Genomic DNA, 13,272 nt, shown 5'->3' on the forward strand with positions numbered 1-13,272 from the left:
ATGGGGATGGACCATGCGTGTAGAGGATCTCGACATTGCGGAGCTCTTGGACCTCGACGCGCGCCGCGGCGCCATCCGATTCGCGGGCGAGCGGGCCTTGCTGCTCGACGCCGTCGCCATGGGCCTGCTCCGCGTGGAGCTCTGCGCGACCTTCGGCCGGGCCGCGGCGCGGACGATCCTGACGCGCTTCGGCTTCGCCCACGGCTTCCGGATGGCCGAGGCCATGCGCGCGCAGTTCGCCTGGGATCACGCCGAAGATTGGCGCGACGCCGGCGGGCGCATTCACGTGCTGCAGGGGTTTTTCTCGCTCGCGCCGGGCGAGGGGCCGCTCTCGCCGGGCGGCGCGCGCGTCGACGCTTCGTACGAGGCGGAGCAACACCTGCTCCACCTCGGCCGCGCGAGCGAGCCCGTCTGCTGGACGCTTGCGGGCTTCGCGAGCGGCTATCTCACGCGCACCGAGGGGCGAGAGGTGTACGTGCTCGAGCATCGCTGCGCCGGGAAAGGCGACGCGGCCTGCCAGTTCGTCGGGAAGACCGCGGAGGCATGGGGGCGGGAGCTCGATCCGCACCGGCCATTTTTCGCGCCGGGAGGGCTCGACGCGACGCTGCGCCAGGTGGGCGAGGCGCTCGAGAGTGCCAAACGCAAGCTCCGGGCACGGGAACGGGCGCTCGGCGAGGCCGCGGGCGAGCGGGACGAGCCCTCGGGCGTCGTGGCCGGGAGCGCGGCAATGCGGGGCGTGCTCGACCTCGCGCGGCGGGCGGCGAAGGTGGACTCCAGCGTGCTCGTGACGGGCGAGAGCGGCGTGGGCAAGGAGCGCGTGGCGCGGCTGGTCCACGAGGCCTCGGCGCGCGCGGCGGGGCCGTTTCTGGCCATCAACTGCGGCGCGATCCCCGAGGCGCTCCTGGAGAGCGAGCTCTTCGGCCACGCGCGGGGCGCATTCACGGGGGCGACGCACGATCGCATCGGTCTGTTCGAGGCCGCGGCGGGGGGTACGTTTTTCCTCGACGAGATCGGCGAGCTGCCCGCGTCGATGCAGGTGAAGCTCCTGCGCGTGCTGCAGGAGCGGACGGTGCGGAGGGTCGGCGAGAACCGGAGCCGGCCCATCGACGTGCGAATCGTGTCCGCGACGAACCGTGATCTCTGCGGAGAGGCGAGCGCGGGCCGTTTCCGGCAGGATCTGTTGTACCGGCTGAAGGTCGTGAAGATCCGCGTGCCGCCGCTGCGGGAGCGGCCCGAGGACATCCTGCCGCTCGCGCGGGCGCTGCTCACAGAAGCCGCCCAGCGAATGAAGCGGCCGGCGCTGCGGCTCGGGGTGCGGGCAGCAGATCAGCTTCTCCGCTACCCGTTCCCGGGCAACGTGCGGGAGCTCCAAAACGCAATGGAGCGCGCAGCCGCACTGGCGCAGGGGCCGCAGATCGAAGTCGAGGACCTGCCGGAAGAGGTGCGTATCGCGCTGCCAGCGCCCGTGGTGGGTCCAGAGGTGCGGCCCCTGGCCGATGTCGAGCAAGCCTACATCCTGGCGGTGCTCTCGCGGAACGGCGGGAACCAAACGAGGACAGCCGCGGAGCTCGGGATCGGGGTGTCGACGCTTTATCGAAAGCTCAAGCGGTATGGCCGTTCGTCAGCGTAGCGCCGGGGTTTCACCCCGGACCCCGTCTGGTTAACGATGGGGCTACGCTCGGCAAGCCGAGCTACGCCCCAAACCCCGGGGTTGTCCACCCCTGGACCCGGACCAGCGCAAGCGCTGGACTCGGGGTGGAAGAACTGCGCGATGCGCAGTTCTTCCAACGGGCCGGTTGCACCGCGTTGCCAGTCGAAAGGGCAGCGCTGCTGTCTTGGTTGGCAGGGGGCTCGGTGGTCTCGACTCGGCCTGTTCGATGAACTGCGCGAAGCGCAGTTCATCGACAAACGGTCCAGCGCTTGCGCTGGTCCGGGTCCAGGGGCGGATAGCCCCGGTGGGGCCTGGGGCAACGCCCCAGCGAAACGGCTCCAATTCTCACGAACGTGCGAATCGCCGGCGATAGGCCTCTGGCGTGACGCGGAGGTTGCGCTGGAAGGCTCGCCGCATCCGTTCGTCTGTTCCGAATCCGCATTTTCGCGCGATCTGCTTGAGGGATGCGCGTCCGCCTTCGAGACATGACCTTGCCTCTTCGAGGCGCGCGGCTTCCACGAATTTTGCTGGTGTCGTCTGCATCGATTGCGTGAAGGCCCGTGCGAAGTTGCGGGCGCTCATGCCGGCTTTCTTGGCGAGCACCTCGACCCGGAGATCTGCGTCGAGGTGGCGCACGATCCACTCGACGAGGCCCTGCAGCGGCCCTGCGGCGGATGTCTGTGCGAGCAATGGACGGCTGAACTGCGATTGCCCTCCTGGCCGCTTCAGGAATAACACGAGCGCCCGCGCCACCGTGAGTGCTACGTCGTAGCCGAGATCCTCTTCGACGAGCGCGAGGGCGAGATCCATTCCTGCGGAGCCGCCCGCGGAGGTGTACATCTTTCCGGATCGGATGAAGATTGCGTCGGGCTCGACCTCGACATCGGGATACTGGCGCGCGAGCAGGGCCGCGCCTGCCCAGTGCGTGGTTGCCCGGTGGCCGCGCAGGAGCCCTGCGGCTGCGAGGATGAACGTGCCGCTGCAAATGGATCCCATGCGCCGCACCTCGGGCGTGCGCGCGCAGAGCCAGCCGATCAGCCGGGGGTCGGCTGCTGCGCGATGGTAATCGCCTCCCGAGACGAGCACCGTGTCGAGGTCCCGGGGCAGATCCGTGAGCGCATGGTGCGGCACGATCTGCATGCCGGACCCGCTCCGCACGGCCCCGCCGCAAGCCGAGGCCAGCTCGACCACGTACGCCGGAGGCGCGCCGGGATATTTTTCCTTGGCCACGCCGGACGCGAACGCGAACACGTCGAACGGACCCACGAAATCGATGGTGCTGGCCCCGTCGTAGATCACGAGGACGATCTTGCGCGGCGCCGGGTTTTGCGGCTTGCCGGGGGCGGTGCGTGGGGCATTCTTCTTCGTGGGGGGACGTCGCTGCACGCGACCGATCCTAGCCGAGACGGGCTTGTCTTCGAAGCCAAGGAACCTGCATTTCCTGCCATCGTGATCCACGATCGCCTGCCCGTGACGTGGCAGGAAATGCCTGTCCGTTGTCCTTCTGGCACCTCCGCGCGGGCCCATAGTGACGCTCACGCAGCGCGAGCGCCTCGGCGGCGCATGACCTCCCGCGCGCGAAAGGACCTGTCCATGAGCCTTCGACCGAGCGACCCCTTCAAGGTCCCCACGAGCCGCCCCATCGAGCAGAAGCTCCACGTGGGAATCTTCGTGTGCCCAGGATATTTCATGCCCGACGTGATCGGCATCCAGACGGTCTTCGGCACCCTACCGAACACGGAGCTTTACCTCGTCTGGAAAAATAAGGACGAATTCGAAGGGGTCCCGTGCTTCACGACCCGGGCCAATACCACGTTCGCGGAGTGCCCGAAAAACCTCGACCTCCTCCACATCGGCGCCATTCCGCCGAACGTGATGGAGGATCCCGAGGTGCTCGCGTTCGTGGCGGAGTACGGGGGCCGCGCGAAATGGGTGTCCGGCGTCTGCGCCGGCGCCCTCGTGCTCGGCGCCGCGGGCCTGCTCAAAGGGTATCGCGCCACGACGAACTTCCACATGCACGACCAGCTCGCGTATTACGGCGCGACGCCGACGAAGGCGAACGTGGTCGAGCACGGCAATCGTATCACCTCGGGCCCGGTCTCGGGCAGCTTCGACCTCGCGCTGCGCCTGGTCGGTCGGCTCGTCGGCGACGACATTGGCCGGGAAGTCGAGCTCCAGATGGAATACGCCCCGGAGCCGCCCTACCGCACGGGCCGCCCCGATCTCGCCGGGCCCGAGCTCACGGCGAAGGCCCTCGCCGCGCTCGCGCCCCTGACGGAGATCACGCGCGAGGTCGGGCTCCGCGCCGCCCGGCGGCTCGAGATCCGCTGATCCGCCCGCCCCCCCAAAAAAACGTACCCCCGAGGAAACCGGCGGGGCCCTCGCGCATGATGGGAGCAAAGGTTCTCCCTTCGTGCCGAGCCCAAACCTCGCCCCCCCGGACGTCGCCGACCTCCTCGCGCCCCTCGCGCGAAAGAGGCTCGCTCCGGAGCGTCCGCCCCCGGCCGAGGCCTCCCCATCTCGCGCCGCGGAGCTGCCCCGGACGGCCACGCCGAGCGCGGTCGAGGCTCTCTACCGCGAGCACCACGGGCTCGTGTATCGGCTCGCGCTGCGCTACGGCAAGGGGAACGTCGCCTGGGCCGAGGACATCACCCAGGAGGTCTTCATCGATCTGATGAAGGCGCTTTCGGCGCTCCACGACCACGACGATCTCGCGGGCTGGCTTTATCGCGCCACCACGAACCGCTGCATGAGCCGCCTGCGGCGGGAGCGATTCCGCTCGCTCGCGCCGATCCGCTGGCTCCTCGGCGAACACCAGCCCGAGCCGCAGCAGCCCGACACGCTGGTGATGGCCCGCGACGACCTGCGCCGCGCGATCGAGGCGATCTCGGCGCTGCCCGTCAAGGAGCAAGTCGCATTCTCGATGTACTGGCTCGACGGCAAGGAGCAGGAGGAGATCGGCCAGATCCTCGGTCATTCCAAGGGATATGTCTGCAAATTGATCCAGCGCGCCGTCGAGAGGCTGAAGAAGGACGGCTGGGGGGGGTTTCCGTGACCACGCCCGCGCCGAACGATCTGCTCGCGCGGCTGCGCGCCGCCGACGAGCTATATGCCCAGGCCGCGCCGGATCCCGCGCTCGCGGCGCGGCTCGGCGCGCGCTTGCGAGGCCTCGCCGCGGAGCCGCCGCGCGCCTCGTGGATCCCGTCCTTCCGAGGGCTCGGGCGTCCGCTGGCCCTCGTGATGGTCTGCGCGGCCGTGCTTTTCCTTTCGCTCGATGACGACATGCCGCGCGCGCGCACCGGGCTCGTGCTCCCCAAACAAACCGAATTCGCGGCCGATCCGGACGCGGCCCCGGCCTCCGAGCGCGCGCCGGAGACGAACCCGCGCTCCTTCGATCCACCCCGTCCCCCCGAGCCCCGCGCGCCGGATTCCCCGCCGCCCGCGCTGTCCCCTTCGTGGCGCGCGCCGGATACGTCGTTCCCGTTCGAATCGGCACCCGAGCGGCCGAGCGATCGTGCTCTGCGGAGCCCAAAAAACCAGGCGCCCTCGGGGCCTCGTTCTCGCCTGATGACGCCCGGCGGAACCGGGGACGCGGACGACGAAGGCGGACTCGTCTTCTGGTCGCCGAGGCAAACCTTCCCCGGCGAATCCCGCGCGCCCGTCCACGGCGCGACCGGCGGCGTCAGCGGCCCGAACACGAGCACGCCGAAGTCCCCCGATCCCGTCGATCCGCCTCCGCCGGAGACGTCCTCGTGCGCGACGCCCGAGACCTGGAAGCAATGCGCCGAGCTCGATTGCGACGAAAATGGCCTCGTCCTCGCCGAGATCACCTACCTCGATCCGTGCGGCGACGGCCTCTTCCGGAGCGCCGAGTACGAATGCATGGAGCCCGATCCCGAGCCCGACGTCTGCATGACCGATACCGTGGGCGACGGCGTCACGTGCCAGGATCCGGCCTTGCTCAAGGACATGGCCTTCCAAGCCTGCCAGCTCGCGGGCCAGCAGATGGTGGATTTCCAGTACACGACCGGTGATTGCGGGTGGATGACGCGGCAAGCGAGTTACACGTGTTGCCCGCCGATCGTCGATCCGCCGCCGCCGCCGCCACCCGTCTGTCAAAGCGGGTCGCTCGGCGACGGCGTGACCTGCATCGATGGGTCCATCCTCAAGGAAAAGGCCTACGCGGCTTGCAGCGAGCTCGGGCTCAACCTCGCCGACCTGCAGGCCTCGGGGGATTGTCCGGTCGGTCAGGCCACGAAGGTCGGTTTCACGTGCTGCGGGCCTTGACGCAAAAAAGAGGAAACGCGAGGCAGCCTCGCGATTGAAGGAAAACAGATGCTACGACGGCGCCCCGCACCGGGGCGCGTGGAGGTACCCATGCGTTGGTCGAATGGATTGCGGTCGCTCGTGCTCGCCCTTCTTGCTTCGGGATTCGTCGCCTGCACGGCCAATGTGCGCGACGGGAGCGGGGAGGCGTCGGCGCAGCAGGGCGCGCTCGAAGGAGACGGGAAGAACAACGGGAGCGGGGAGGGGGAGGTGAGCGAAGGCAATGAGCTGCCGCCGCCGGTCGATCCGCCGCCGCCGGTCGAGCCGCCGCTGCCGCCCGCATGCACGCAAGGCATCGTGGAGAGCGCGGCCTGCGAGGATCCAGGGCTCTTGAAGGATCTGGCCTATGCAATCTGCCAAGAGGACGGCCTCGGGCTCACGGCATTCGATTACCAGGGCGGCGATTGCGGCTGGATGACGACCCAAGCGCACTACGAGTGTTGCCCGCTGCCCCCGCCGGTCGATCCGCCGCCGCCGCCGCCTCCGCCCATCTGCGCGAGCGGATCCCTCGGCGACGGCGTCACCTGCCAGCCGCGCGACCTGCTGAAGCAAGCGGCCTACGAGGCCTGCGAGCAGGCGGGGCTCCAGCTCTTCAACTTGATCGACGACGGCGATTGCAGCCCCGCGGAGGCCGCCAAGATGACGTATTTCTGCACGGGTGTGGACGGCGTCTGCCCTTAGGGCATTGGTCTCTTGTTGGGGCCGCCGCGCCGGGGCGCTGCCCCGGACCCCGCGGGGGCTATCCGCCCCTCGACCCGGACCAGGGCAAGCCCTGGACTCGGGGGGGAAGAACTGCGCTCCGCGCAGTTCTTCCAACGGGCCGGTTGGACCGCGTTGCCGGCCGAAACGTCCGCGCGGCTGTCTTGATGGGCAGGATCGTAGCTGGTCTTGCCTCGGATCTGTTCGATGAACTGCGCATCGCGCAGTTCATCGACCCTGGGTCCAGCCCCTGGCTGGTCCGGGTCCAGGGGCGGATAGCCCCTGGTGGGGCCTGGGGCAACGCCCCAGCGCAGCGGCCCCCGGATGGACCGGGCGTTACACGGCGGCCTTCACTTCTGAAGCGCGGCCGGATCCATCCACATGACCTCCCAGTGGTGGCCGTCGACGTCGTAGAAGCTCCAGCCGTACATGAAGCCGTGATCCTGCGCCGGCATCGCGTGCGACCCGCCATTCTCCACCGCGGTCTTCACCAGCCGATCCACCTCTTCGCGGCTCTCGCACGAGAGGCAATACAAGCCCTCGGTGGACGTGCGCGTGTCGCAGATCGGCTTCGTCGTGAACTGCTTGAACTTCGGCTCGGTGAGGAGCATGACGAACGCTTGTTCGCTCACGATCATACACGTCGCGGTTTCGTCGGTGAATTGCGGGTTGAACGTGAAGCCGAGCTTCGTGAAGAAGTCGATCGAGCGCTTGAGGTCTTTGACGGCGAGGTTGACGAAAAGCATGCGAGAACGGGTCGTGGTCATGTGCGCCTCCGTGCCGGTAGGTTCGTCGTATGGACCCCGTGGACGGTCCAAACTCATCGGGTCCGAAGAAAAAAAGTTTCGGGCTCGGCAGACCAGGCTACGGCTCGAGCTCCATCGGCAGGCCGAACCGCGGGAAAAGCGCCGCCGTGTCGAGGAAGGAGTTCATCGCGACGATCCGATCGTCACGCAGTTCCAGCACGATGAGCGCCCACGGCTTGTACTTCTCGCCCGGCGCGTGTGGGGGCCGGTACTGCCCGAAGGCCGGCGAGCCGCACGCGGCCGTCGGCACGAGCCGCGAGCCGCGACACCCCGCGCCGCGACCGACGAGCCAGGCGAGGATGGAGCCGTGCCCCTTCAGCCAGAGCGAGTACGGCGGCATCGAGAGCGTCGCGTCCTCGTGGAGCAACGCGGCGAAGGCGTCCATGTCGTACCGCTCGAACGCATCGACGTAGCGGTTGAGCAAGGTCGTCTGGACGTCCGCGAGCGGCGCGCGCTCCTCGGTGAGGTCACGCGTCGAGAGCGTGGCGCGGGCGCGCTGCAGGGCGCTGTTCACCGCGGCGACCGAGGTGCCGAGGCTCTCGGCGACCTCCGCGGCCGCCCAGCCGAGGACCTCGGTGAGGAGCAGGATCGCGCGCTGCTTCGGCGGGAGGTGCTGGACCGCGGCCACGAACGCGAGGCGGATGCTCTGGCGCATCGAGACGAGCTCGGCCGGGGTCGCGTCGTCGGGCAGCACGCGCGCGTCGGGAATGGGCTCGATCCAGCTCGAAGCGGGCAGGGTGGTGAGGGTGTCGTCGACCGTCCCGACGGGGCCGCACTCCATCGGGCGGATGCGGCGCGAGCGATCCGAGAGCGCGTCGAGGCAGACGTTCGTGGCGATGCGATAGAGCCAGGTGCGTAGCGACGAACGGCCGTCGAACTGGGAGAAACTCCGCCAGGCGCGCAGCATCGTCTCCTGCACCGCGTCCTCGGCCTCCGAGACCGACCCGAGCATGCGGTAGCAATGCCCGGTGAGCGCGGCGCGATGTTCCTCGAGCTGGCGCGCGGTCGCCTGGGTGACATCGACGCCGGCGGCGTGCTTCATCGGAGACGAGAGGTCAGCCATCGGGGCCGTGTCCTAACAGGTTCGCCCCCCGAGGACAAACCCCGATCGCCGCCTACAGCACGATTTCGCGCACCACTTGTCCCCCGTCGGTCAGGGTGATCGGCCGGCCGCCCGGCGACGGGACCGTCTCCAGCGGATCGAGCCCCATCGCCGAGGTGATCGTCGCGAATAGATCCGCCACGGCGACCGGCCGCTCGACGACCTTCTCGCCTTGCGCGTCCGTCGCGCCGAGCGCGAGCCCGCCACGTATGCCGCCGCCCGCGAGCACGGCGCTCCATGCGGCGGGGTGGTGATCCCGCCCGCCTCGACCATTGAGGCGAGGCGTCCGGCCGAACTCGCCCATCCACACGACGAGCGTGCGATCGAGCTTCCTGCGCTCGGCGAGATCGCGGATCAGCGCGCTCATGGCCGGATCGAGCACGCCCATCAGCCGCTTCGTGCGCTCGAAGTTGTCTTCGTGGGTGTCCCAACCATCGAGCGAGACCTCGACGAACGGAACACCCGCCTCGACGAGCCGCCGCGCCGCGAGGCAACCGCGCCCGAAGGCCGTGTCGCCGTACGCCTCGCGCACGGCCGCGGGCTCGCTCGACACGTCGAACGCGGCCGCGGCCGGCGAGCGCATCATCCTGACCGCCTGTGCGAACACCGCGCGCCGCTCGGTCACCGCCGCGCTTCGTGTTTCTTTCTCGAACGAGTCCTCGAGCATCGCGAGGGCCGCGCGCCGACGGTCGAAGCGCGTGGCCGAGACGCCCGGCCCGTACGCCATGTCTTCGGGCGGCCGTCCCGGCTCGCGCACCACGAACGGGCCATGGGCGCGCCCGAAAAAACCGCCGCCCGCGCTCGGGCCGCCGAGGCTCACGAAGGCAGGCAGCTCGGCTTTGGGATCGCCGCGCCGCGCGCTCACCCACGCGCCGAGGGCCGGGTGATCGACCGTCGGATTGGGAATGTGCCCGGTATGACCGAGCTGCCGGGCGCGCTCGTGGCTACCTTCGCGGCTCGTCATGCCACGCAGGATCGCGAGACGGTGCGCCTCGGCGGCGACGCGCGGCAGGTGCTCGCAGATCGACACGCCCTTCGCGCTCGTCTTGATCGCGCGGAACGGCCCCGCTTCCTTGGTGCCTGGTTTGGGGTCGAACGTATCCACGTGGCTCGGCCCGCCGTTCATCCAGAGCACGATGCAAGCGTCCGCGCGGGGTTTTGCCTCGGCCGCGCTCGCCTCGGGCGTCGCGAGCCATCGCCCCGCGAGCCATGCGCCGAGCCCTCCGAAACCAGCCTGGAGCAGGCGCCGTCGATCGATCGTCATGCGTTTGTCCTGGGTGTCCATGGCGTCCTCCGGTCTCAGTGCTGGAAGGCGAACTCGCTCGAATCGAGCAGCGCCCAGAAGAGGTCCTCGTAGGCCCGGTCCCGCGGCGTCTTCGCGACCCAGCCTCGTTTCTTGCCGATCTTGCCGAGCGGCCCCTGACCGTTCGTCTTCGCAACGGGCTCCTCGGGGACGGATGCGGCCTCGTCGAGGAACCGCACCCAGCGCGAAATCTCCTCGGCCGTGGGCCTGCGCGAGAGCGTGCGCAGGTAAAGCGCCTCGATCTTCGCCGCGTCTCCGCCCTGCATCGCGAGCACGTCCGCGAGCGTCGCGCCCGCGAGCGCGCTCGACCCGTAACCGACGAGCGGACCATTCAGCAGCAAAAGCGCCTGCGGAATCGTCCCGTCGAACTCCGCGCGCGCGCCTGCCTCGTCCACGTCGAACACGAACCGGAAGCGCTCGCGCATCTTCGCCCGCAGCGCGTCGGCCCGCTCGCCGAGCGTGTCCTCGAGCCACGGGTCGAGCCTCGTCGCCGTGAGGACCGCATCGAGCAGCACCGGCGCCGGCAGCGGCCGCGGGGCAAACGCCGCCCAGGTCGCCTCCGCCGCGGGCGGGCCGCCCGCGAGGCCGTACGCGCGCGTCGCGCAGAGCGTCCGCAAAAGGTGCTTCAGATCGTGGCCATGTGTCGCGAAATCAGCCGCGAGCGCGTCGAGCACGGCCGGCGCGCGCGGCGGGTTCGAGGGGCGCAGATCATCGACCGGCTCGACGAACCCACGCCCGAAGAAGAGCCCCCACACGCGGTTCACGAGCGCTTTGCTGAACCAGGGGTTCGTCGCCCGGGTGATCCACGCGGCGAGCTCGGCCCGCGGCGCATCACCTTCGAGCTCGGTCCCGTCGAGCGCGGTCGGTGCAAGTGTCGCGATCTCGCGCGCCTCGTCCGTCGCCTTTTTCCCGACCCGGCCGCGCTTGCCGTCGTCGACCTCGAAGGCGCGGGCCATGCCCTTTTCTTTCTCCTCGACCGGCCTCACGCGGGTCCTCGCGAAGGAGGCGGCGAAGCGGCGGAAGTCCGTGGTCGTCCAGTTCTCGGTCTTGTGGTCGTGGCATTGCGCGCACTGGATCTGCACGCCGAGGAAGGTGCGCGCGGTCGCGCCGGCCAGGTCCTCGACGCCGCCTCGGTACTGCACGACCCAGTTCGTCGCCCCGTTCACGCCCTCGGCCTCGGGCTCGGCGTCGTCGTTCTGCGCGGCCATGCGGCGCTCGCGCGCGGGCCCGCCGGGGCTGCTTTTCCCGGTCGCTGCGACCATCTCGCGCACGACGCGATCCCACGGCGCGTTCTCGACGAACCGCGCATGAAGCCAGGCCCGGAACGCGGCGCGGTCGACGAGGTTTCCCTTCACGTCGTCGCGGATGAGGATGTCCTCCCAGTACGCGGCCCAGCGCTCGGCGAAATGAGGGCTCGCGAGGAGCGCGTCGACGGCCCGGGCGCGCTTGTCCGGCGCGGGATCGGCGAGGAACGTGGTGACGAGCTCGGGCGGCGGCAACGTGCCCGCGAGATCGAGCCAGGCGCGGCGGAGGAACTGGGCGTCCGTGGCGGGTTTGGCGGGTGATACGCCCGCGGCCTTCCATTCGGCCTCGAGCAGGGCGTCGACGCGGCTGACGATGTCGGTCGTCGCGGGCGTCGGCGCCACGGTCGCGGGCGGCGACGAGGGCGCGGCGGTCGGGGAGGGGAGGCCACCCGTCCCGCCCCCCGAACAAGCGGAGAGCAGGGCGAGCGCGACCCAGGCAGAGGTCCGTCGAAGCATGCGAAAGGCCCAAGCAGGACCGATGCCAGCGCTCGAGATCGCTGAAACGCGGTGATTTGCGCGTGCGCGGTCTGCGGACATCCTGCCGCGCGCTCGAGCGGTGCGGCGGATGCTCCGCGGGAGCACGGGATCCACGCGGATTTCGATTGCAGCCGCGGTCTCGCGGCCGAATAGGGAGCCGCATCGAAAGGAGCGAAGCATGAAGGTTCTGTACACGGCGGATGCGACGGCGACGAACGGGCGCGAGGGGCGCGTCAAGACGGACGACGGCAAGCTGGATCTGGGGCTCAGCCTGCCCAAGAGCGTCGGCGGCCCGGGCGGGGAGGGGACGAACCCCGAGCAGCTCTTCGCGATGGGCTATTCGGCCTGCTTCGGCGGCGCGCTCGGCCTCGTCGCCCGCATGCAGAAGGTGCAGACCGGGCCCGTGCACATCGAGGCCAAGGTCTCGCTGAACCAGGATGACAGCGGCGGCTTCTTCCTCGCCGTGGAGCTCATCGGCCACATCCCGAACCTGCCGCGCGAGCAGGCCGAGGCGCTGATGCACGCGGCGCACCAGGTTTGTCCGTACTCGAAGGCCACGCGCGGCAACATCGAAGTCAAGCTCTCCGTGGCCTGACGTCTCGATCGGGAGCGCGGCTCCGCGGATCCAGTGGGGACACTGGCGCCGCGGAGGCCTCGCCCCACAGACGTCGCATGAACAAGAGCCCCAAGGATCCCGGTCGAAACCAGCCCGAGCACGCCGACGAGAAGGCTCAGCGACGCGGGGCCGAGTCGCAGCACGGCGGGATCTCCTCGGAGGAGAGCTCGCGCCGGTACGAGACCGGCGAGAACCCAGGCGGCACGCATCAGGGAGGTCAGCCGGGCCCGGCGCGGTCCGACTCGAATGGCCATGGCTCATCGAGCGGCGAGGACGGCGGGTTCTGACGTGCCCCGCTACGACGATGCCGCGCGCGTGCCCCTGAAGACGAAGCGATGGGACGAGCCTGTCGAGCCCGACGACGGGCTGCGTGTCCTTGTGTGCCGCTTCCGCCCGCGCGGCGTGCGCAAGGAGGACGAGACCTGGGACCTCTGGGCGAAGAACTTGGGCCCGAGCCGCGAGCTGCTCGCCGCGTTCCAGGGCAAGAGCGGCCCGCCTCTCCCGTGGAAGGACTTCGCGCGCCAGTACCGGGCCGAAATGAAGAACGAGCGAGACCTCATCCACTCGCTTGCCGAGCGCCTTCGCCTCGGTGAACGGATGACCTTGCTTTGCTCGTCGTCCTGCGTCGATGAAGCCCGATGCCACCGGACGCTGCTCGCCCGGATCCTCGAGCACGAGGCAGCCGCGGGGGGCTGACGCCTGGCGGATGACGCCGGGGGATGGAATGAAAAAAGCCCGCGTGAGAAAAACTCCCGCGGGCTTCGAACACTCCGGACAACGGAATGTAGAGCGTCTTCTTGCTGCGTTCGCGCACCGGCTCGTCACCCGAGCTCTGGGCACGCCTCTCGACGTTTGCCTCAAAGGTATGGTCAAGCCGCACGACCGATTAGTACCGGTTAGCTCCGCGGATTGCTCCGCTTCCACACCCGGCCTATCAACCTCGTAGTCTACGAGGGGTCTTTAGGAGCCTTGCGGCTCGGGACACCTA

13 protein-coding genes and 1 rRNA gene are annotated in these 13,272 nt (G+C 69.5%); 8 read left to right on the forward strand and 6 right to left on the reverse strand.

Annotation, left to right across the window (positions count from 1 at the left end; translation table 11 throughout):
• Positions 1-13: 13 nt before the first annotated feature.
• The gene (locus QHF83_RS46250; protein WP_282424535.1) at positions 14-1,630 is read left to right on the forward strand and encodes a sigma-54-dependent Fis family transcriptional regulator; all 1,617 of its coding nucleotides are present in this window, start codon (positions 14-16) and stop codon (positions 1,628-1,630) included.
• A gap of 366 nt (positions 1,631-1,996) precedes the next feature.
• On the opposite strand, the gene QHF83_RS46255 is transcribed toward QHF83_RS46250, so the two are convergent.
• Entirely contained in the window at positions 1,997-3,037 is a 1,041-nt protein-coding gene (locus QHF83_RS46255) for a GlxA family transcriptional regulator (protein ID WP_282424536.1), read from the reverse strand.
• 207 nt (positions 3,038-3,244) lie between these two features.
• Between QHF83_RS46255 and QHF83_RS46260 the strand changes: the two genes are divergently transcribed.
• From QHF83_RS46260 to QHF83_RS46275, 4 genes are all read left to right on the forward strand, one after another.
• The gene (locus QHF83_RS46260) at positions 3,245-3,982 is read left to right on the forward strand and encodes a DJ-1/PfpI family protein (RefSeq protein ID WP_282424537.1); all 738 of its coding nucleotides are present in this window, start codon (positions 3,245-3,247) and stop codon (positions 3,980-3,982) included.
• Positions 3,983-4,064: 82 nt separating this feature from the next.
• The gene (locus QHF83_RS46265) at positions 4,065-4,706 is read left to right on the forward strand and encodes a sigma-70 family RNA polymerase sigma factor (RefSeq protein ID WP_282424538.1); all 642 of its coding nucleotides are present in this window, start codon (positions 4,065-4,067) and stop codon (positions 4,704-4,706) included.
• Complete coding sequence (locus tag QHF83_RS46270) at positions 4,703-5,938, forward strand: hypothetical protein (RefSeq protein ID WP_282424539.1); 1,236 nt, start codon at positions 4,703-4,705, stop codon at positions 5,936-5,938. Before QHF83_RS46265 ends, QHF83_RS46270 begins: the two co-directional genes overlap by 4 nt.
• Before the next feature lie 90 nt (positions 5,939-6,028).
• Entirely contained in the window at positions 6,029-6,658 is a 630-nt protein-coding gene (locus QHF83_RS46275) for a hypothetical protein (protein ID WP_282424540.1), read from the forward strand.
• A 368-nt stretch (positions 6,659-7,026) separates the two neighbouring features.
• On the opposite strand, the gene QHF83_RS46280 is transcribed toward QHF83_RS46275, so the two are convergent.
• From QHF83_RS46280 to QHF83_RS46295, 4 genes are all read right to left on the reverse strand, one after another.
• Complete coding sequence (locus QHF83_RS46280; RefSeq protein ID WP_348980527.1) at positions 7,027-7,443, reverse strand: VOC family protein; 417 nt, start codon at positions 7,441-7,443, stop codon at positions 7,027-7,029.
• A 97-nt stretch (positions 7,444-7,540) separates the two neighbouring features.
• Positions 7,541-8,524, reverse strand: coding sequence for a sigma-70 family RNA polymerase sigma factor (locus QHF83_RS46285; RefSeq protein ID WP_348980528.1), 984 nt, complete (start codon positions 8,522-8,524; stop codon positions 7,541-7,543).
• A 73-nt stretch (positions 8,525-8,597) separates the two neighbouring features.
• The gene (locus tag QHF83_RS46290; protein ID WP_282424543.1) at positions 8,598-9,869 is read right to left on the reverse strand and encodes a DUF1501 domain-containing protein; all 1,272 of its coding nucleotides are present in this window, start codon (positions 9,867-9,869) and stop codon (positions 8,598-8,600) included.
• 14 nt (positions 9,870-9,883) lie between these two features.
• Positions 9,884-11,647, reverse strand: a complete 1,764-nt coding sequence (locus QHF83_RS46295) for a DUF1549 and DUF1553 domain-containing protein (RefSeq protein WP_282424544.1) — start codon at positions 11,645-11,647, stop codon at positions 9,884-9,886.
• A gap of 199 nt (positions 11,648-11,846) precedes the next feature.
• On the opposite strand from QHF83_RS46295, the gene QHF83_RS46300 reads away from it, so the two are divergent.
• From QHF83_RS46300 to QHF83_RS46310, 3 genes are all read left to right on the forward strand, one after another.
• A complete protein-coding gene (locus QHF83_RS46300) occupies positions 11,847-12,263 on the forward strand; it encodes an organic hydroperoxide resistance protein (RefSeq protein WP_282424545.1) in 417 nt (138 codons plus the stop codon).
• A 77-nt stretch (positions 12,264-12,340) separates the two neighbouring features.
• A complete protein-coding gene (locus tag QHF83_RS46305) occupies positions 12,341-12,571 on the forward strand; it encodes a hypothetical protein (protein WP_282424546.1) in 231 nt (76 codons plus the stop codon).
• Between the two features lies 1 nt (position 12,572).
• Positions 12,573-12,980 carry a DUF488 family protein gene (locus QHF83_RS46310; RefSeq protein ID WP_282424547.1) on the forward strand — a complete coding sequence of 136 codons (408 nt, stop codon included), beginning with the start codon at positions 12,573-12,575 and terminating at the stop codon, positions 12,978-12,980.
• Between the two features lie 169 nt (positions 12,981-13,149).
• On the opposite strand, the gene QHF83_RS46315 is transcribed toward QHF83_RS46310, so the two are convergent.
• Positions 13,150-13,272 (reverse strand): 23S ribosomal RNA (locus QHF83_RS46315); the annotation flags it as partial.

Source organism: Polyangium sp. 15x6, from assembly GCF_029960785.1.
GTDB lineage: Bacteria > Myxococcota_A > Polyangia > Polyangiales > Polyangiaceae > Polyangium.